At 65.4% G+C, this 17,566-nt stretch carries 18 protein-coding genes and 1 tRNA gene; 11 read left to right on the forward strand and 8 right to left on the reverse strand.

All coding sequences use genetic code 11. The features are described from left to right. Positions 1 to 101: 101 nt before the first annotated feature. The 3 genes from V2L18_RS02795 to V2L18_RS02805 all read right to left on the reverse strand — a co-directional run bounded on the left by V2L18_RS02795 (position 102) and on the right by V2L18_RS02805 (position 3,457). A complete protein-coding gene (locus V2L18_RS02795; protein WP_336176278.1) occupies positions 102 to 920 on the reverse strand; it encodes a transglutaminase family protein in 819 nt (272 codons plus the stop codon). 79 nt (positions 921 to 999) lie between these two features. Next, complete coding sequence (locus tag V2L18_RS02800; protein ID WP_336176279.1) at positions 1,000 to 1,950, reverse strand: alpha-E domain-containing protein; 951 nt, start codon at positions 1,948 to 1,950, stop codon at positions 1,000 to 1,002. An 85-nt stretch (positions 1,951 to 2,035) separates the two neighbouring features. Next, positions 2,036 to 3,457: a circularly permuted type 2 ATP-grasp protein gene (locus tag V2L18_RS02805; RefSeq protein WP_336176280.1), complete on the reverse strand. Its 1,422-nt coding sequence runs from the start codon at positions 3,455 to 3,457 to the stop codon at positions 2,036 to 2,038. 280 nt (positions 3,458 to 3,737) lie between these two features. Between V2L18_RS02805 and V2L18_RS02810 the strand changes: the two genes are divergently transcribed. The 3 genes from V2L18_RS02810 (at position 3,738) to V2L18_RS02820 (ending at position 7,541) form a co-directional block, all read left to right on the forward strand. Next, a complete protein-coding gene (locus V2L18_RS02810) occupies positions 3,738 to 5,270 on the forward strand; it encodes an acyl-CoA carboxylase subunit beta (protein ID WP_336176281.1) in 1,533 nt (510 codons plus the stop codon). A gap of 235 nt (positions 5,271 to 5,505) precedes the next feature. Next, positions 5,506 to 6,231: a response regulator gene (locus V2L18_RS02815; protein WP_336176282.1), complete on the forward strand. Its 726-nt coding sequence runs from the start codon at positions 5,506 to 5,508 to the stop codon at positions 6,229 to 6,231. Beyond that, positions 6,228 to 7,541: an ATP-binding protein gene (locus V2L18_RS02820; protein WP_336176283.1), complete on the forward strand. Its 1,314-nt coding sequence runs from the start codon at positions 6,228 to 6,230 to the stop codon at positions 7,539 to 7,541. Before V2L18_RS02815 ends, V2L18_RS02820 begins: the two co-directional genes overlap by 4 nt. Positions 7,542 to 7,580: 39 nt before the next feature. Here V2L18_RS02820 and folB read toward each other — a convergent pair whose 3' ends face one another. The 3 genes from folB to V2L18_RS02835 form a co-directional block, all read right to left on the reverse strand. After that, positions 7,581 to 7,952 carry a dihydroneopterin aldolase gene (gene folB / locus V2L18_RS02825; RefSeq protein ID WP_336176284.1) on the reverse strand — a complete coding sequence of 124 codons (372 nt, stop codon included), beginning with the start codon at positions 7,950 to 7,952 and terminating at the stop codon, positions 7,581 to 7,583. Between the two features lie 119 nt (positions 7,953 to 8,071). Continuing rightward, a complete protein-coding gene (locus tag V2L18_RS02830; protein ID WP_336176285.1) occupies positions 8,072 to 8,785 on the reverse strand; it encodes an LrgB family protein in 714 nt (237 codons plus the stop codon). Continuing rightward, the gene (locus V2L18_RS02835) at positions 8,785 to 9,210 is read right to left on the reverse strand and encodes a CidA/LrgA family protein (protein WP_336176286.1); all 426 of its coding nucleotides are present in this window, start codon (positions 9,208 to 9,210) and stop codon (positions 8,785 to 8,787) included. The genes V2L18_RS02830 and V2L18_RS02835 overlap by 1 nt, the downstream gene beginning before the upstream one ends. Before the next feature lie 141 nt (positions 9,211 to 9,351). On the opposite strand from V2L18_RS02835, the gene V2L18_RS02840 reads away from it, so the two are divergent. Continuing rightward, a complete protein-coding gene (locus tag V2L18_RS02840; protein ID WP_336176287.1) occupies positions 9,352 to 10,095 on the forward strand; it encodes a DUF4336 domain-containing protein in 744 nt (247 codons plus the stop codon). A 369-nt stretch (positions 10,096 to 10,464) separates the two neighbouring features. Here V2L18_RS02840 and V2L18_RS02845 read toward each other — a convergent pair whose 3' ends face one another. Beyond that, positions 10,465 to 11,328, reverse strand: a complete 864-nt coding sequence (locus V2L18_RS02845) for a cation diffusion facilitator family transporter (RefSeq protein ID WP_346433432.1) — start codon at positions 11,326 to 11,328, stop codon at positions 10,465 to 10,467. A 329-nt stretch (positions 11,329 to 11,657) separates the two neighbouring features. Here V2L18_RS02845 and V2L18_RS02850 point away from each other — a divergent pair, with 329 nt between their 5' ends. From V2L18_RS02850 to V2L18_RS02865, 4 genes are all read left to right on the forward strand, one after another. Then, entirely contained in the window at positions 11,658 to 13,667 is a 2,010-nt protein-coding gene (locus V2L18_RS02850; RefSeq protein ID WP_336176289.1) for an acetyl/propionyl/methylcrotonyl-CoA carboxylase subunit alpha, read from the forward strand. After that, positions 13,664 to 14,365 carry an HAD hydrolase-like protein gene (locus V2L18_RS02855; protein WP_336176290.1) on the forward strand — a complete coding sequence of 234 codons (702 nt, stop codon included), beginning with the start codon at positions 13,664 to 13,666 and terminating at the stop codon, positions 14,363 to 14,365. The genes V2L18_RS02850 and V2L18_RS02855 overlap by 4 nt, the downstream gene beginning before the upstream one ends. Positions 14,366 to 14,394: 29 nt before the next feature. After that, a complete protein-coding gene (locus V2L18_RS02860) occupies positions 14,395 to 14,694 on the forward strand; it encodes an acylphosphatase (protein ID WP_336176291.1) in 300 nt (99 codons plus the stop codon). A 228-nt stretch (positions 14,695 to 14,922) separates the two neighbouring features. Beyond that, on the forward strand, positions 14,923 to 15,231 hold the full coding sequence (locus tag V2L18_RS02865) for a GIY-YIG nuclease family protein (protein WP_336176292.1): 309 nt from the start codon (positions 14,923 to 14,925) through the stop codon (positions 15,229 to 15,231). 57 nt (positions 15,232 to 15,288) lie between these two features. Here the strand turns inward: V2L18_RS02865 and lipB are convergent, their stop codons facing one another. Then, positions 15,289 to 15,996: a lipoyl(octanoyl) transferase LipB gene (gene lipB / locus V2L18_RS02870; protein WP_336176293.1), complete on the reverse strand. Its 708-nt coding sequence runs from the start codon at positions 15,994 to 15,996 to the stop codon at positions 15,289 to 15,291. 154 nt (positions 15,997 to 16,150) lie between these two features. On the opposite strand from lipB, the gene V2L18_RS02875 reads away from it, so the two are divergent. The 3 genes from V2L18_RS02875 to V2L18_RS02885 all read left to right on the forward strand — a co-directional run bounded on the left by V2L18_RS02875 (position 16,151) and on the right by V2L18_RS02885 (position 17,509). Further along, positions 16,151 to 16,417 (forward strand): FliM/FliN family flagellar motor switch protein, encoded by a 267-nt coding sequence (locus V2L18_RS02875; RefSeq protein ID WP_336176294.1) that lies wholly within the window; start codon positions 16,151 to 16,153, stop codon positions 16,415 to 16,417. 86 nt (positions 16,418 to 16,503) lie between these two features. Beyond that, positions 16,504 to 16,590 (forward strand) — tRNA-Leu (locus V2L18_RS02880). Positions 16,591 to 17,239: 649 nt separating this feature from the next. Further along, positions 17,240 to 17,509 (forward strand): GIY-YIG nuclease family protein, encoded by a 270-nt coding sequence (locus V2L18_RS02885; protein ID WP_336176379.1) that lies wholly within the window; start codon positions 17,240 to 17,242, stop codon positions 17,507 to 17,509. The last annotated feature ends 57 nt before the right edge of the window (positions 17,510 to 17,566 follow it).

Consider the following 17,566-nt stretch of genomic DNA (forward strand, 5'->3'; position numbering starts at 1 on the left):
GGCTCGTCGTGTCAAAACTTCTGCCGGAACCGGATGGCGCGCCGGCGCGCCGTTCATAGCCTTGCCGGCCGGCACGCGCCATTGGGGCATTCCCGCGCGCGCTATTGCTGCTGTTGCTGCGCGGCGCGGTCGACGCGCACCTCCACGGCCAGCGCCTCCTGCGCGCCGCCCCACCGTATACCGCGAATCGGGGCCGCGGAACGGGAATCGAGGCCCACCGACAGGCGTACGTGGTGGTCGGTGGGGGAGATGCCGTTGGAGACGTCGAAGCCCACCCAGCCGAGCGGATCGACCAGCACTTCCGCCCAGGCGTGATGCGCCTCGGAGGCGTCGTCGTCCTCCTCCAGCAGCAGGTAGCCGGAGACGTAACGGGCCGGGATGCCGGCGTGGCGGGCGGCGGAGATGAAGATGTGGGCATGATCCTGGCACACGCCCTCGCCGGCCGTCAGAACGTCGGCTGCCGGCGTGTGGGTTTCCGTCACGCCGGTGCGGTAGGCGACCTGATCGCGGATCTCGTTCATCAGCGCGTGAAAGCTCGTCACGTCGTCCGGTTTTTCCAGCAGGCTCGCCAGCTTGCGGATGCCGGGGCTGGTGCGCGTCAGCTCGTTCTGGCGCAGGTAGACGCGCGCCGGCATCGCTTCCGGCAGATAGCCGATGACGCCGTGATTGTCGCGCGTTTCCACCACGCCGCGGGCGGTGATCGTCATGGTCTCGCCGAGGCGGCCTTGCGTGATCAGGTGGACCACGTTGCCGAAGGCGTCGTCATAGCTGAGCGCCCGTTCAATGCCGGGCGTCTCGATACGCCAGTCGAGCACGCTCTGGCAGGTGTCGGACGGCGGCGTGAGGCGCAGATGCTGCACGGACTGCGAGACCGGCGCATCGTAGTGGTAGTGGGTGGAGTGAGTGATCTCTATGCGCATCGGTTGGTCCGGCTGATACCCTTCAAGGCCAGATCTCAAGAGCGGATCGGGCCTTGGTCGGGAGATGTCGATCGCCCGTTCAGGCGAAATTGTAGTCGGTGGCGAGCGCCGTGGTCAGATTGTTGTTGCACGTAATGAAATCCTGCAGGAACTCGTGCAGGCCGTTTGCGAAGATGTCTTTCATGTCGCCGCCCCTCAACGTGTCGTAGGTCTTGTGCGCGATGTCCATGGAGGGGCTGCGTTCGCCGTAGAGCTGCTCCAATCCGTCCATGCTTTCGGCAAGCCAGGCGTAGCAATGGACGAGCGAGCGCGGCATCTCGCGGCGCAGGATCAGGAACTCCGCCACGTGCCAGGGTTTCGGCCGGCTGTCGCGGTAGATCCAGCGGTAGTTGCGGTGGGCGGAGACGGATCTGAGGATCGTCGACCACTGGTAGTTGTCCACCCCGCCGCCGATCATCTCGTTTTGCGGCAGCAGCAGATGGTACTTCACGTCGAGGATGCGCGAAGTGTTGTCGGCGCGTTCGATGAAGGCGCCGAACTGTCCGAAATGAAACGTGTCGGTGCGCAGGCTGGTTCCAAGCAGCGCGCCGCGAAAGAGCATCGACCGCTCCTTGATCCAGTCGAGCAGCGTCGGCAACTTGTTGCGCGTCATGTGATGCGGCTTGATGTCGGAGAACTCGATCCAGGTGGTGTTGAGGCTCTCCCACATCTCGCGGGTCAGCGCGGTGCGCACCGAACGCGCATTGTCGCGCGCCGTGCGCAGGCAGGAACGCACCGAGGAGGGATTCTCCTCGTCGAACAGCATGTAGCTGACGACGTTGCGCTCGTTCACCTCGTCGTAGACCCGAGAAAACCCGGCGTCGCAGCCGGCACTGACGAGGGTGGACTTCCAGTCCTCGCGGTGGCCGCCGTTGCCGATGCCGGGCAGCAGCGAGATGCGGTAGCCAACATCGAGAAGCCGCGCCATGTCCTCCGAACGCTCGACGTAGCGCGACAGCCAGAAAAGGGAACTCGCGGTGCGGCCTAGCATGGGCGGCTCCCGGCCGTGGCATTGCGGACGGCGGCTGCGGTTGCGGTGATGGAGTTCATCGGTTCTCCCGTTCCTGATCTGGCCATCAGTCCTCCAGCACCCAGGTGTCCTTGGTGCCGCCGCCCTGGCTGGAATTGACCACGAGCGAGCCCTTCTTCAGCGCCACGCGGGTGAGCCCGCCCGGCGTGATGCGCACCTTGTCGCCGATCAGCACGTAGGGGCGCAGGTCGACGTGGCGCGGCGCGATCTCTGCGCCGACGAAGGTCGGGCAGGCCGACAGCGCCAGCGTCGGCTGGGCGATGTAGTTGCCGGGCCGCGCCTTCAGCTTCCTGGCAAAGGCCGCGCGCTCCTTCTTCGACGCCGTCGGCCCGACCAGCATGCCGTAGCCGCCGGCGCCGTGGACCTCCTTGACGACCAGTTCGTCCAGATGCTCCAGCACGTAGGCGAGGCTGTCCTTCTCCTCGCACTTCCAGGTCGGCACGTTGTTCAGGATCGGCTTCTGGCCGGTGTAGAACTCGATGATCTCCGGCATGTAGGAATAGATCGCCTTGTCGTCGGCGATGCCGGTGCCGGGCGCGTTGGTGATGGTGACGCGGCCGGCGCGGTAGACGTCGAAGAGGCCCGGGACGCCAAGCGTTGAATCGGGGCGGAAGGTGAGGGGATCGAGATAGGCATCATCGATGCGCCGGTAGAGCACGTCGACGCGCTCGGGCTGGCGGGTGGTGCGCATGTAGAGATAGCCGTCATCGACGAAGAGGTCGCGTCCCTCCACCAGTTCCACGCCCATCGTGTCGGCGAGGAAGGCGTGTTCGTAATAGGCGGAATTGTAGATGCCGGGGGTGAGCACGGCGATGGTCGGCGACCCGTCGCAGGCCGGCGGCGCGACGCTTTCCAGCGTCTCGCGCAGCATTTCCGGATAATGCTCGATCGGCGCCACGCGGTGGCTCTGAAACAGCTCGGGAAACATGTGCATCATCGTTTCCCGGTTCTCCAGCATGTAGGAGACGCCCGACGGCGTGCGGGTGTTGTCCTCCAGCACGTAGAACTCGTCCTCCGACACGCGCACGAGATCGGTGCCGATAATATGGGCATAGACCTGACGGGCCGGGGTGTGGCCGACCATCTCCGGCAGGAAGGCCTCGTTCTGGACGACGAGCTCGGCCGGCAGGCGGCCGGCGCGGATGATCTCCTGACGGTGATAGATGTCGTGGATCAGCGCGTTGAGTGCGCGCACGCGCTGGTCGATGCCGGCGGACAGGCGGCGCCATTCGCGCGCGGAAATGATGCGCGGGACGATGTCGAAGGGAATGAGCCGCTCGGTCTCCTCGTCGGTGCCATAGACGGCGAAGGTGATGCCGTGGCGGCGGAAAATCGTCTCCGCTTCGCGCGAAAGCCGCTTGAGATCGTTTCGCGGAACCTGTTCGAGCCAGCTGTCGAGTTGACTGTAGGCGGGGCGCGGCGTGCCCTCGGCCGTCAGCATCTCGTTGAAAAAGCCAATGTCGGCCATGAGGGTGTGCTGTCTCCGTCCCTGGGTGTCCTGAGGAGGAACGCGCTACCGACGCTGTGGTTCGCTCCGCTACGTCAATTGCCTAAAATCATTGCAAACGCCGTCACGCCCGCCAAGGTTAAATGCAGCGCTGTGACTGCTATAATATTGGGCAGATACGACGAATTGTCGAAGCCTATCGCTGCGGCATGTTTGCATTTGCGACGCAAGGCGAGCTTTGCCGGCATCGCGCCGCGTGCTATGAGCCTCGCCGTGAGGAAGGTACGGGAGGTCGTCGAAAATGAAGGAAATCCTGGCGGAGCTTGAACGCCGGCGCGACGTGGCGCGCCTGGGCGGCGGCGAGCGGCGCATCGAGGCGCAGCACAAGCGCGGCAAGCTGACCGCGCGCGAACGCATCGACGTGTTGCTCGACGAGGGGTCCTTCGAAGAATACGACATGTTCAAGCAGCACCGCTGCACCGATTTCGGCATGGACGAGACCCATATCCCGGGTGACGGCGTCGTCACCGGATGGGGCACGATCAACGGCCGGACGGTCTATGTCTTCTCCAAGGATTTCACCGTCTTCGGCGGGTCGCTGTCGGAGACGCACGCCCAGAAGATCATCAAGATCCAGGACATGGCGCTGAGGAACCGCGCGCCGATCATCGGCCTGTTCGACGCCGGCGGGGCGCGCATCCAGGAAGGCGTTGCCGCGCTCGGCGGCTACGGCGAGGTGTTCCAGCGCAACGTGACCGCCTCCGGCGTCATTCCGCAGATCTCCGTCATCATGGGGCCTTGCGCGGGCGGCGACGTCTATTCGCCGGCGATGACCGACTTCATCTTCATGGTGCGCGACACTTCCTACATGTTCGTCACCGGTCCGGACGTTGTGAAGACGGTGACCAACGAGACGGTGACGGCGGAGGAGCTGGGCGGCGCCTCCATCCACACGACGAAATCCTCCATCGCCGACGGGGCCTACGACAACGATGTGGACGCGCTGCAGCAGATGCGGCGGCTGATCGACTTCCTGCCGATGAACAATCTCGCCGACGGGCCGGAGATCTCCGTCGTCGACGATCCGACCCGCTTCGACCGCAGCCTCGACACGCTGGTGCCGGGCAACCCGAACAAGCCCTACGACATGAAGGAGCTGATCGCCAAGGTTCTGGACGAGGGCGACTTCTTCGAGCTGCAGGCGAAGTTCGCGGCCAACATCGTGACCGGCTTCGGCCGCATCGAGGGGCGCACGGTGGGCGTTGTCGCCAACCAGCCGATGGTGCTGGCGGGCGTGCTCGACTCAGATGCCAGCCGCAAGGCGGCGCGCTTCGTGCGCTTCTGCGACTGCTTCAACATCCCGATCCTGACCTTCGTCGACGTGCCGGGCTTCCTGCCCGGAACCGCACAGGAATACGGCGGGCTGATCAAGCACGGCGCCAAGCTGCTGTTCGCCTATGCCGAGGCAACGGTGCCGAAGGTGACGGTCATCACCCGCAAGGCCTATGGCGGGGCCTATGACGTGATGAGCTCCAAGCACATCCGCGGCGACATCAACTACGCCTGGCCGACGGCGGAGATCGCGGTGATGGGCGCCAAGGGCGCGGTGGAGATCCTCTATCGCTCCGAACTTGGCGACAAGGAGAAGATCGCCCGTCGCACCAAGGACTACGAGGATCGCTTCGCCAACCCGTTCGTTGCGGCCGAGCGCGGCTACATCGACGAGGTGATCATGCCGCATTCCACGCGCCGCCGGGTTTCCCGCGCGCTCGCCATGTTGCGCCACAAGAAGGACGAGCTGCCCTGGAAGAAGCACGACAACATTCCGTTGTGAGGGGAAGGCGCGTGTGAACCTTGGCGGGGATGACATCCGAGGGTGGGGTGGACATGTGCGGCCCTTGCGGCCGTCGTCCTCCCGCCGGCCTCGCCCCATGCGACGTTTCGTCGCGGGGTCGGCGGGCCGCTCTTCTCTTCGGATGTCGCGGCGGAGGTTGCGCGTTCATTTCCCGGAAACCGCCAGAAAAAAATATCGAACTGACGCGCGGCGGCTTTTGGCATAATTTCCCGCCATGTTGTCATCAGCCCAAATCCTCGTCGTCGAAGACGACCGTGAAATCCGTTCTCTCGTTGCGCGCAGCCTCACTGCGGAAGGCTGGCGCGTGTCGCAGGCCGCCGACGGACGCGAGATGGACGCCCTCCTGAACACCTCGCGGGTCGACCTGATCGTGCTCGACGTGATGCTGCCCGGCGAGGACGGGCTCAGCCTGTGCCGGCGGCTGAGGGCCTCCTCCTCCATTCCCATTCTCATCGTGTCTGCCCGAGGCGACGACATCGACCGGGTGGTAGGGCTGGAGATCGGCGCGGACGACTACCTGCCCAAGCCGTTCAACGCGCGAGAGCTGGTCGCCAGGGTGCGTGCGCTGCTGCGCCGGGCTACGCTGTCGGCCTGCGAGCCTTCGGTGAGGGGGCGCGTGTTGTCGTTCTCCGGCTGGCGGATGGACACGCGGCACCGCACGCTGACGAATGCGGACGGCTCGCTGGTGATGCTGACGCCGGCCGAATTCGACCTCTTGCAGGTTCTGGTGGAGCGGGCCGGGCGGGTGCTCAGCCGCGAGCAGCTCATCGACCTGACCCAGGGCCGGGCAGCGTCGCCCAACGAGCGCAGCATCGACATCCTGATCAGCCGGCTCCGCCGCAAGATGGAAGGCGACGGGGCGCAGCCGAAGCTGATCCGCACGGTGCGCGCCGGCGGCTACGAGTTCATCGGCGATCCGGTCGATGTCCACGCCGCATGAGGCGCCTGCGGTTTCCGCCGCGCGGCGTCGCCGGGCAGATGGCGGTCGCACTGGTCGCCTCGCTGATCCTCATTCACGGAATTGTCTTTCTCGTCTTCACGCTGAGCGAGAGACTGCGCGACGAGGTGCCGGGGCAGATGCAGCGGCTGGCCGCGGCCGCCTGGACGCTTGACACGCTCAAGGGCGAAACCCGGCGCGAGGTCCTGCAATCTTTCGCGCGCAACGATTCCGACCTGCACCTGACGCTGGCCAGCGAGGCGCCCGACGGGTTCGACTGGTCCGGCAACGGTCTTCCCCGGCCGCTGGTGGACGAGCTTGGCAGCCGGTTCGGCATCGGTATGGCGGTGAGCCCGGACGAGGAAGACGGGCTGAGGATCGTCTTCAAGCTGCATGACGGGACTTACCTGATCGCCGAAGGGCCGCTCAAGCCGTCGCCTCCCTTTCTCGTCGGCCCGGCCTTCGTCACGGTGTTGTTTCTTGCCGTCTGCCTTCTCGTTCTCGGCGCATGGGCGGCGCGCGAGCTGATCCGCCCGCTGCAGCGGCTGGCGGGCGCGGTCGAGCGGTTCGGTTCGGACACCATCGAGCCGGAAGATCTGCGCGAGGAGGGGCCGCATGAGGTCCGCCAGCTCGCCTTCGCGCTCAACCGCATGCAGCACCGGATCAACCAGCTGATGGAGAACCGCGTGCGCATGCTGGCGGCGATCGGTCACGATCTGCGCACGCCGATCACCCGGTTGCGGCTGAGGGCGGAATATGTGGAGGATCCGGGCTTGCGCGGCGCCTTCATCGACGATCTCGACAGCATGGACCGGCTGCTGCAGGGTGGGCTTACATACCTGCGCGAGGGGCGCTCCGGCGAGATGACCGTCACGGTGGATCTGGCCAGCCTTCTGTCCACCGTCTCCGATCAGTGCGCCGATCTCGGTCACGATTTTCCGCTGCAGGGCGGCGCGGGTCGCGTGCCTGTGGCCGGGCGCCCATCGGAGCTGCTGCGGCTGTTTTCCAACCTCGCCGACAACGCGCTCAAGCATGCCGGCGGTGGAGCGATCCGGCTGGCGGTCGCGGACGATCTGGCGCGGGTCGAGGTGGTCGACCACGGGCCGGGCATCGCCGAATGCGACAAGGCGGCGATGCAGGAGCCCTTCGTCAGCGGCGATGCGGCGCGCAACAAGGACTGTCCGGTCGGCTTCGGGCTCGGCCTGTCGATCTGCCGGGCGATCGCGAAGGGGCATAACGGCACGTTCGCGCTCCGCGATACCCCGGGCGGCGGGCTGACCGTTCGCGTCGACCTGCCGCTCAAGCGAAGCTGAACCGACCTTCCCGCCTCGCCGAGGCGGCGGTCGCCGCGTTCACCGTCCGCTTTCGTCGCGGCTGCGCTCGATGGCGACGGAGACGCGGCCCGTGGCGATGGGAAGCGGCGCGCCCGGCTTGTGGACGCGCACGGCGACCTTGCCGATCCGCTTATCCGCCAGCACCGCATCGGCGATCGCCTGGGCGAGCCGCTCGATCAGCTTGAAGCGCTGTCCCATCACCACTTCTTCCACCGTGCGGGTGATTTTCGCGTAGCAGATGGCGTCGTCGTAATTGTCGCTGCGGCCGGCGGCCGACAGGTCGGCCCAGACGGTCAGGTCGACGTGAAAGCGCTGGCCGAGGCGCGCCTCCTCGTCGTGAAGGCCGTGATAGGCGAAGAAGCTCAGGTCTTCCAGAATGATGCGGTCCATGGCGGGTGCCCGGTCAGGAGTGGTGTGGGAGGTGCGGATGGTTGCCCCGTTATCGGCGGGCAAACGCCCGGATGACGGGAAAGGCGGCCGGTGTCAATTCGGTCCCGGCTATTTCGATCTCAGAAAAGCCCCGCCAGCAGCGGCGCCAGCAGGGCCGTCATCAGGCCGTTCAGGCCCATGGCGAGGCCGGCGAAGGTGCCGGCGAGCGCGTTGACCTGGAAGGCGCGGGCGGTGCCCATGCCGTGCGAGGTAAGGCCAACGGCGAAGCCGCGCGCGGCCGGATCGTCGATCCTGAGCGCGTTCATCAGCGGGCTCACGGTGATGGCGCCGAAGATGCCGGTGGCGACGACGAGGACGGCGGTGAGCGAGGGAATGCCGCCGAGCGTCGCCGACAGGCCCATGGCGATGGGGGTGGTGACCGATTTCGGCGCCAGCGACATCAGAAGATCATGCGGCGCGCCGAGCAGCCACGCGGTGCCGACCGCGGTCAGGATGGCGGTGGCGGAGCCGGCGACGAGCGCCAGCGTGATGGGGATGATCGTGCGGCGGATCTGGCCGAGATTGTCGACGAGCGGAATGGCGAGCGCCACGGTCGCCGGCCCGAGCATGAAGTGCACGAACTGCGCGCCGCCGAAATAGGTACGGTAGCTGGTGCCGGAGAGGCTGAGCGCCGCGATGATGATGGCGGTGGCGATCACGATCGGATTGACGAGGGGATGGCGTTTCGCCAGGCCCGAGATCCAGTCGGCGATGGTGTAGGCGGTGAGGGTCACGGCCAGCCACAGAAGCGGCGTCTCGGCGAGATAGACCCAGAGCTGTTCGACATTCGCCATCAGTCCTCCTCCCCGTTGCTGTTGCCGGCGCCGGAGCGCGCGGTGTGGCCGAGATTGGCGCGCAGGGTGGCCCAGCGGAAGACGAGCGCGGTGACCGCCATCGTAATGATGGTGGAGACGACGAGGGCGAGCGCGAGGGCGGGGCCGTTGGCGGCCAGAACATGGGTCTGGGTGATGATGCCGACGGAGGCCGGCACGAACATCAGCGCCAGATTGCGCAGGATGCCGGTCGCCACCGCGCGGACATTGTCGGGAACCTTGCCGCGAATGGCGAGGCCGGCGGCAAGCAGCACGAGGCCGATGACGGGGCCGGGAAGGGGCAGGCTCAGCAGGCGGGCGACGATCTCGCCGGCGAGCTGGCACAGGAGAAGGAGGGTCAGGGCGGAAATCATGAAACCGGGTACGGCGCGCCGGAGGGCCGGCACGCTCTTTCGAGGCTGTGGGTGTCCAAGGAATGGGATTGGGAACCGTCGCGCGGTTCTATCACCGATTGATCCGACATATAGTCCCGCCTTCGTCTCTCGGCCATTGCGTCGTGTTCCGTAAATTTAGCCCAAGGCGCCACGTTGACCTCCCAAAAGACCTATCCCCCGCTCAATCGCCTGAAGCCGATTGCCGACAACATCTGGATCGTCGACGGTCCGACCATCCGTTTCGGCCTGCCCTGGCCGAAGCTCACCTTCCCGACGCGGATGACCGTCATCCGGCTCGCCGACGGCGGCCTCATGGTGCATTCGCCCACGCCGCTGACGCCGGAGCTCCGCCGCGAGATCGACAGTCTCGGCCCGGTGCGCCACCTGATCGGCCCCAACCGCATTCACTACTGGTGGCTGCCGGACTGGAAGGCCGCCTTTCCGGACGCCGACGTCTGGCTTGCGCCGCGCATCCGCGAGCAGGCGGGGACGCGAATCGATTTCGTGGCCTTCGAGATCGAGGCGGAAAGCGGTTTCCCGTGGGACGGCGATGTGGAGACGATCCTGGCCTCCGGCGACTTCATGACGGAGGTCGATTTCTTCCACCGGGAAAGCCGCACGCTGGTGCTGACCGATCTGATCGAGAATTTCGAGCCGGAGAAGGTGGGTAGCTGGCCGATGCGGTTCCTCTACCGGCTCGGCGGTGTGTTGCACCCGCACGGCTCCATGCCGCGCGACATGCGGCGCACCTATCGCGGCGAGCAGGCGACGTTGAAGGCCGCCGTGGAGCGGATGATCGCGCTCGATCCGGAACGGGTGATCCTGGCGCACGGGCGCTGGTACGAGCGCGACGGCGCGGCGGAACTGCGCCGGGCGTTTTCGTGGCTGCTGGGGTAGGCGCCGCGCTGAACTCTCCAGCGTCATCCCGGACGCGATGCGGTGCGAAGTGCCGCTTCGCAGATCCGGATGACGCTGGAGGATGAGCGGAGCGGGTGGGCCGTCGCCCGTGACATCGGCCCCATTCTCGATGTCATCCCCGCGCAGGCGGGGATCCAGTACCCACAGGGTTCGACCGCCGCGTGCGATGCGCGCCGCCTCTGGAATGCTGGATCCCCGCCTGCGCGGGGATGACAAGAAGAGAGATTGCGCAAAGCCGCAAGAAGACGACAGGATGCGCGCATAATCACAGCGGCTTTGTCGTTGGCTCGAGGCGCTGAAGCTGTTGGTGTGAACCGGGCGGGACCTTCACCGCCTTACTCCGCTCCCTCAATGTCCGATCGCACGCGCCTCGGGGCAGACGTGGCGGGAGCATTCCAGTTCCAGCGTGGTGTGGGCGACGCCGAATTCCGACTTCAGCAGCGTCTTCGCCCGCACCTTGACTGCGTCCGCCTCTTCCCAGAAGCCTTCCGCGATGACGATGTGGGCATCGACTGCGTTCAGGTGCTCGTTCATCTGCCACAGGTGCACGTGGTGGACGTCGGCCACGCCGTCGAGCCCGCGCAGGGCGTCGAGAACGTGCTGGGCGGCGATGCCCGGAGGGCTGCCGAGCATCAGGATGCGGATGACCGGGCCGATCTCGGCAAACGACTGCCACAGGATGTAGCCGGCGATCAGCAGCGTGACGAGCGGGTCCACCAGGCGCCAGTCGTAGAGAAGGATCAGCGTGCCCGCGACGATGACGGCGACGGAGCCAAGCGCATCGGCCACGTTGTGCAGGAAGGCGGCGCGGATGTTCACCGACGACTTCGACATGGCGTAGGTCAGCACGGCCGTGCCGACATCGATCACCAGCGCGACGACGGCGATGATCACCACCATCCAGCCGTCGACGCCTTCCGGCTGGAGGAAGCGCAGCACCGCCTCGTAGACGAGATAGAGGCCGAGGACGATCAGCGTCGTGTAGTTGATCAGGGCGGCGACGATCTCGATGCGGTCGTAGCCGAAGGTCATCTGCGCATCGGAAGGTCTGCGTGCGATCTTGCGGGCGCCGAAGGCGATGACCAGCGAGATCGCATCGGAGAAGTTGTGCAGCGCGTCGGCGATCAGCGCCAGGCTTCCCGCCATGATGCCGCCGACGATCTGCACGGCTGTCAGCAGGAAATTGATGCCGATGGCGAACGCGATGCGCAGATCGCCGGCATTGGGATCGACGTGATGATGATGGTGGCCGTGACCATGCCCATGAGCGTGGCCATGCGCGTGGCTGTGTGGGTGATCGACATCGTGTTCGTGCGTGTGGTTATGGCCCACGGCACTCTCCTGTGTCAGGCGGTTTTGCTTTGCTTGCCAGCAGGATTACAGCAGGAGGCGGACGTTATACTATTATCCATTTAAGCTGCGCGGCTGCGGTCGCATGACGCGGGCAAGGCGTTTCGACCCCTGCCTTCCGTATAGTTGCGCAGCCGGGGATGCAGGCTTACAACGCAGCCCGAGGAGCCGTTTCAAGGCTGGGAGAAGCAATGTTTGACAAGATCCTGATCGCCAATCGCGGCGAGATCGCGTGCCGTGTCATCAAGACCGCGCGGCGCATGGGCATCGCCACCGTGGCGGTCTATTCCGACGCCGATGCGGACGCCCTGCACGTGGAAATGGCCGACGAGGCGGTGCATATCGGCCCGCCGGCTGCGTCCGAGAGCTATCTCGTCATCGACAAGATCATCGCCGCCTGCAAGCAGACCGGCGCCCAAGCGGTACACCCCGGCTACGGCTTCCTCTCCGAGCGCGCGGAATTCGCCGAGGCGCTGGCCGCCAACGGCATCGTCTTCATCGGCCCGAACAAGCGCGCCATCGAGGCGATGGGCGACAAGATCGAATCCAAGAAATTCGCCAATGCCGCGAACGTGTCCACGGTGCCGGGCTATCTCGGTGTGATCGAGAGCCCGGACGAGGCGGTGACCATCGCCAAGGAGATCGGCTTTCCGGTGATGATCAAGGCGTCCGCCGGCGGCGGCGGCAAGGGCATGCGCATCGCGTGGAGCGAGAAGGAGACCCATGAGGGTTTCGAACGCGCGCGCTCGGAGGCCGCCTCCTCCTTCGGCGATGACCGGGTGTTCATCGAGAAGTTCATCGAGAACCCGCGCCACATCGAGATCCAGGTCATCGGCGACAAGCACGGCAACGCGATCTATCTGGGCGAGCGCGAATGCTCCATTCAGCGGCGCAACCAGAAGGTCATCGAGGAGGCGCCCTCGCCGCTGCTTGATGAGGAAACGCGGCGCAAGATGGGCGAGCAGGCCGTGGCGCTGGCCAAGGCCGTCGATTACGACAGCGCCGGCACGGTGGAATTCGTCGCCGGTCAGGACAAGAGCTTCTTCTTCCTCGAAATGAACACGCGGCTTCAGGTGGAGCATCCGGTGACCGAACTCGTCACCGGCATCGATCTCGTGGAACAGATGATCCGGGTGGCGGCGGGTGAGACGCTCTCCATCACGCAGGCTGACGTGAAGCTTGACGGCTGGGCGATCGAGAGCCGCATCTATGCCGAGGATCCGTACCGCAACTTCCTGCCCTCCATCGGCCGGCTGGTGCGCTACCGCCCGCCGGAGGAGGAGAGCCACGTCGGCATTACCGTGCGCAACGACACCGGCGTCGTGGAAGGGGGCGAGATCTCCATGTTCTACGACCCGATGGTGGCCAAGCTCATCACCCACGCGCCGGACCGCGCCACCGCCATCAAGGCGATGGGGCTGGCGCTCGACCAGTTCGTCATCGACGGCATCGGCCACAACATTCCGCTTTTGTCCTCGCTGATGAAGCATCCGCGCTGGAAGTCGGGTGCGCTTTCGACGGGGTTCCTGGCCGACGAATACCCCGACGGCTTCACGCCGACCCAGCCGACCCACGAGGACAAGGTGGTTCTGGCGGCCGTCGCGCTGTCCATGGAGGTGGTGCGCAAGGACCGGCTCGACCGGCTGACCGGCCGGCTGCGCCCGCATTCGGGCAAGCTCCGGCGCGACTGGGTGGTGCGGCTCGACAAGGAATATCTCGCCATCGAGCTGGCCGAGGGCTATCCCGATCTTCCCGTCGAGATCGACGTGACCATCGAGGGCCAGACCTTCCCCGTCACCTCCGATTGGCAGCCGGGCGATCTCCTGTGGCGCGGCCGCGTCGGGCACGAGGTCGTCGCGGTTCAGGTGCGCGCCATCGAGAACGGCTGGCGGCTTGACTGGCAGGGCTGCTCGGTCAACGCCTGCGTTATGCTTCCGCGCACCGCCGAACTGGACCGGCTGATGCCGGAGAAGGTGCCGGCGGATACCTCCAAGATGCTGCTCTGCCCGATGCCGGGGCTCGTCGTTTCCATCCATGTGGAGGAGGGCGAAAAGGTCAGCGCCGGCCAGCGGCTCGCCATCGTGGAGGCGATGAAGATGGAAAACGTGCTGGTGGCCGAGCGCGAGGCCAAGGTCTCCGCCATCAAGGCGGCGCCGGGCGACAGTCTTGCGGTCGACGCCGTGATCATGGAATTTGAATGAACGTCATACCTGCTGAAGCAGTGCCCGGGCGTGCCGTCCTGTTCGATCTCGACGGCACGCTGACAGATCCCTTTCCCGGCATCACCCGCTCCATCCAGTATGCCCTTGAGTGCATGGGGGTGGAGACAATCCCCGAAGCGGACGATCTGCGCTGGTGCATCGGCCCGCCGCTCGGCGAGAGTTTTGCCGTGCTGCTGGGCGGGGACGATCCGGAGCGCGTGAGCGAGGCGGTCGGCCATTATCGCGACCGTTACGGCGAGGTGGGGCTGTTCGAGAACCAGGTGATCGACGGGATTCCGGAGGTGCTGGCCGGGCTGCGGGATCTTGGCCACACGCTTTACGTCGCAACCTCGAAGCTGCACGAACCGGCGGTCAGGATCGTGGAGCATTTCGGGCTGGCCGGCTATTTCAAGGGTATCTACGGCGCGTCGGACGACGGCAGCCTGTCGACCAAGGCGGAGCTGATCGGGCATCTTCTGGCGTGCGAGGGCGTGAGCGCCAGCGCAGGCATCATGATCGGCGACCGCAAGCACGATCTGGCCGGCGCGCGCGCCAATGCGGTTGCCGCGATCGGGGTGACCTACGGCTACGGCAGCCGGGCGGAACTGCAGGCGGAAAGCCCGCTGGCGATCGCCGACACGCCGCGCGAGGCGGGCGCGCTGGTGGTGGAGTGGAGCGAGACCGCGGTCGCCGGCTGAGTGGGACGGACAATCCGGAGGCAAGCCCCATGAACCGGAACGGAGCGGGCGGACAGCGCAGCGTGCATGTGCTCATCAGCGGGCGGGTGCAGGGCGTAGGCTACCGGGCGTGGTGCGCGGACCGGGCGCAGGCGCTCGGGCTTTCCGGCTGGGTGCGCAACCTGCGCTCGGGCGAGGTGGAGGCGGTGTTTTCCGGCGACGCGGCAGCCGTGGAGGAGATGCTCTCCGCCGCCTTCGAGGGGCCCGGCTGGGCGCGGGTGAGCGACGTGAAGGTGCTGGGCGAGGCGGGGATCGTCGCGGGCGGGTTCGAGGTGCGGGCGACGGGGTGAGGGGGAGGGATTGGTGTGTGCCGCCCATCCTTCGAGACGGTGCTGCGCACCTCCTCAGGATGACGTTGTGTATGTTGAGAGTTTCACGGAAACATCAACACGATAATGTCCTCCCGAGAAGCCTTGCCACCCGCACAACGTCATCCTGAGGAGGCCTGACAAGGCCGTCTCGAAGGATGGGCCGCACGCGTTGTTGCTCCCCCTCTGCATCCCCAGTACTCTCCCTTCATGGGATCGACGGTCTACATCCTGCGCTGTGCGAACGGGAGCTACTACGTCGGTATCACCGATCGCGACGTGGAGACGCGGTTCAGCGAGCATCAGCAGGGGCTGCACGATGGATATACAGCCCGCCATCGCCCTCTCGAACTCATCCATTCGGAATATTACGACACGATCAAGGACGCCATCGCCTGCGAGCGGCGCCTGAAGGGCTGGAGCCGGGCCAAGAAGGAGGCGTGGATCGCCGGGCGGTTCGATCTGTTGCCGGAGCTGTCGAAGCGCGGTGGAAGGAAGAGGCCGGAGGCGGGGGGATAAGACTGCGCAAGCCTCACAGGCTATCCGCCAACACAGACCACGTTGTGACCGCCCGCCTCAGACCGCCACCGTCTCCCCGAAAATCTTCTCGAACTCGCCGCGCAGGATCGAATCGACTTCCGGCATCGTCACCGGCAGGCCGAGGTCGACCAGACTGGTGACGCCGTGGTCGGTGACGCCGCAGGGCACGATGCCGGAGAAATGTTCCAGATCCGGCTCCACGTTCAGGCTGATGCCGTGGAAGGTCACCCATTTGCGCACGCGGATGCCGATGGCGGCGATCTTGTCCTCCGCGTCCTGTCCCTTTTCCGGCCGGCGCACCCACACGCCGACGCGGTCGTCGCGCCGCTCGCCGCGCACGTGGAACTGCCACAGCGTCTGGATCAGCCATTGCTCAAGGCCCGCCACGAAGGCGCGGATATCGGGCTGGCGGCGCTTCAGGTCCAGCATCACGTAGGCGACGCGCTGGCCGGGCCCGTGATAGGTGAACTGGCCGCCGCGCCCGGTGTGAAAGACCGGAAAACGGTCGGGGGAGACGAGATCTTCCTCCCGTGCGCTGGTGCCGGCGGTGTAGAGCGGCGGGTGTTCCACGAGCCACACGCGCTCGGGCGCCGTGCCGTCGGCGATGGCGGCGGCGCGCGCCTCCATGGCGGCAAGGGCTTGCGGATAGGCGACGGGCGCATCCTCGACATGCCATTCCACCGGCGCGGCGCCGGGCTGCGGCAGCATCGAGACGCTCAGCTGGTCGCGCGTCTCAGTGTTCATGCGTTAATGCCTGTTAACCATTGGGTAACGCTTGACGGGCAAGGTTTCGTTAACGAACCGAACCGGGACCGCGGGTTCCGCTTCGCCCGAAAGTGTAGGTTCAAGGCAGCCTGCCCATCCATATCGATCGCCTTCATAGGTCCGGATCACCTTCATGACCAGCGTTGACAAGATTTCCGTTCATATCTCCGTGGTGCTTGGCCGGGCGGAAATGCCGATCCACCAGCTTTTGCGCATGGGCCGCGGCGCGGTCATCGAGCTGGACGTTTCGGAGGAGGATGACGTGGAAATTCTGGCCAACGACATTCCCGTCGCGAAGGGGCAGGTGGTGCTGCGCGGCGACCGCATCGGCATCTCGATCACCGAGGTTTTGATGCGCGCTCCGGAATTCCGTCCACAGGCAGAAAACGCCCGCATCTGATTTTCGTGAAATGCTTCTTGAACAGGGGCAGGGGGTTTGATACATGGACCTCCGCCGAGGCCGAGTGCCCCGGCTACCAGTCATGTGCGGTCGTGGCGGAATTGGTAGACGCGCAGCGTTGAGGTCGCTGTGGGGTAAAACCCGTGGAAGTTCGAGTCTTCTCGACCGCACCACCCTTCGCCTGACGGCTTCGGGTGGCACAGCCACCTGGAGCCGTCAGGCGAAGGGTGTCGCCCGTAGCTTTAGCGAAGGGGGACTGTTTGTATTTCACCTCCGAATATCGCAGAATTTCTGCCTTGGGAAACGGCAGCCTAGGGTCGTGACCGAGCTTCGGGTGGCACAGCCACCTGGAGCCGTCAGGCGAAGGGTGTCGCCCGTAGCTTTAGCGAAGGGGGACTGTTTGTATTTCGCCTCCGAATATCGCAGAATTTCTGCCTTGGGAAACGGCGGCCTAGGGTCGTGACCGAGCTTCGGGTGGCACAGCCATCTGGAGCCGTCAGGCGAAGGGTGTCGCCCGTAGCTTTAGCGAAGGGGGACTGTTTGTATTTCGCCTCCGAATATCGCAGAATTTCTGCCTTGGGAAACGGCGGTCTAGGGTCGTGACCGAGCTTCGGGTGGCACAGCCACCTGGAGCCGTCAGGCGAAGGGTGTCGCCCGTAGCTTTAGCGAAGGGGGACTGTTTGTATTTCGCCTCCGAATATCGCAGAATTTCTGCCTTGGGAAACGGCGGCCTAGGGTCGTGACCGAGCTTCGGGTGGCACAGCCACCTGGAGCCGTCAGGCGAAGGGTGTCGCCCGTAGCTTTAGCGAAGGGGGACTGCCAATATTCTATGTCTATCTATTGAGAAGCATTTCGTTTCCGAAGCAGACATATATTGGCTTCACCGCTGATTTGAAGAGACGCGTGGCCGATCATAATTCCGGCTCATCTCCTCACACTTCTAAATTTCGACCATGGAAACTCGTCTGCTATCACGCCTTCGACGAGAAGCAGCGTGCGCTCGACTTCGAGAGATATCTGAAATCCGGATCGGGGCAGGCATTCGCAAAGAGGCGTCTGTGGGAGAACGCTTCCAGACTCCCTTTTGTCTGACCGATTGCGATTCGGGTGGCACAGCCACCTGAAGCCGTCAGGCGAAGGGTGAGCCGG

The sequence above is a fragment of the Breoghania sp. JC706 genome (genome assembly GCF_037026715.1).
Taxonomy (GTDB): Bacteria; Pseudomonadota; Alphaproteobacteria; order Rhizobiales; family Stappiaceae; genus Breoghania.

Bases quoted from the DNA above. Each gene is read 5' to 3' on its own strand.
- V2L18_RS02850 (WP_336176289.1), top strand. From the start codon at position 11,658: ATGTTTGACAAGATCCTGATCGCCAATCGCGGCGAGATCGCGTGCCGT.
- V2L18_RS02810 (WP_336176281.1), top strand. From the start codon at position 3,738: ATGAAGGAAATCCTGGCGGAGCTTGAACGCCGGCGCGACGTGGCGCGC.
- V2L18_RS02815 (WP_336176282.1), top strand. From the start codon at position 5,506: ATGTTGTCATCAGCCCAAATCCTCGTCGTCGAAGACGACCGTGAAATC.
- V2L18_RS02855 (WP_336176290.1), top strand. From the start codon at position 13,664: ATGAACGTCATACCTGCTGAAGCAGTGCCCGGGCGTGCCGTCCTGTTC.
- V2L18_RS02805 (WP_336176280.1), bottom strand. From the start codon at position 3,457: ATGGCCGACATTGGCTTTTTCAACGAGATGCTGACGGCCGAGGGCACG.
- V2L18_RS02830 (WP_336176285.1), bottom strand. From the start codon at position 8,785: ATGGCGAATGTCGAACAGCTCTGGGTCTATCTCGCCGAGACGCCGCTT.
- folB (WP_336176284.1), bottom strand. From the start codon at position 7,952: ATGGACCGCATCATTCTGGAAGACCTGAGCTTCTTCGCCTATCACGGC.
- V2L18_RS02820 (WP_336176283.1), top strand. From the start codon at position 6,228: ATGAGGCGCCTGCGGTTTCCGCCGCGCGGCGTCGCCGGGCAGATGGCG.
- V2L18_RS02875 (WP_336176294.1), top strand. From the start codon at position 16,151: ATGACCAGCGTTGACAAGATTTCCGTTCATATCTCCGTGGTGCTTGGC.
- V2L18_RS02860 (WP_336176291.1), top strand. From the start codon at position 14,395: ATGAACCGGAACGGAGCGGGCGGACAGCGCAGCGTGCATGTGCTCATC.
- lipB (WP_336176293.1), bottom strand. From the start codon at position 15,996: ATGAACACTGAGACGCGCGACCAGCTGAGCGTCTCGATGCTGCCGCAG.
- V2L18_RS02795 (WP_336176278.1), bottom strand. From the start codon at position 920: ATGCGCATAGAGATCACTCACTCCACCCACTACCACTACGATGCGCCG.
- V2L18_RS02865 (WP_336176292.1), top strand. From the start codon at position 14,923: ATGGGATCGACGGTCTACATCCTGCGCTGTGCGAACGGGAGCTACTAC.
- V2L18_RS02800 (WP_336176279.1), bottom strand. From the start codon at position 1,950: ATGCTAGGCCGCACCGCGAGTTCCCTTTTCTGGCTGTCGCGCTACGTC.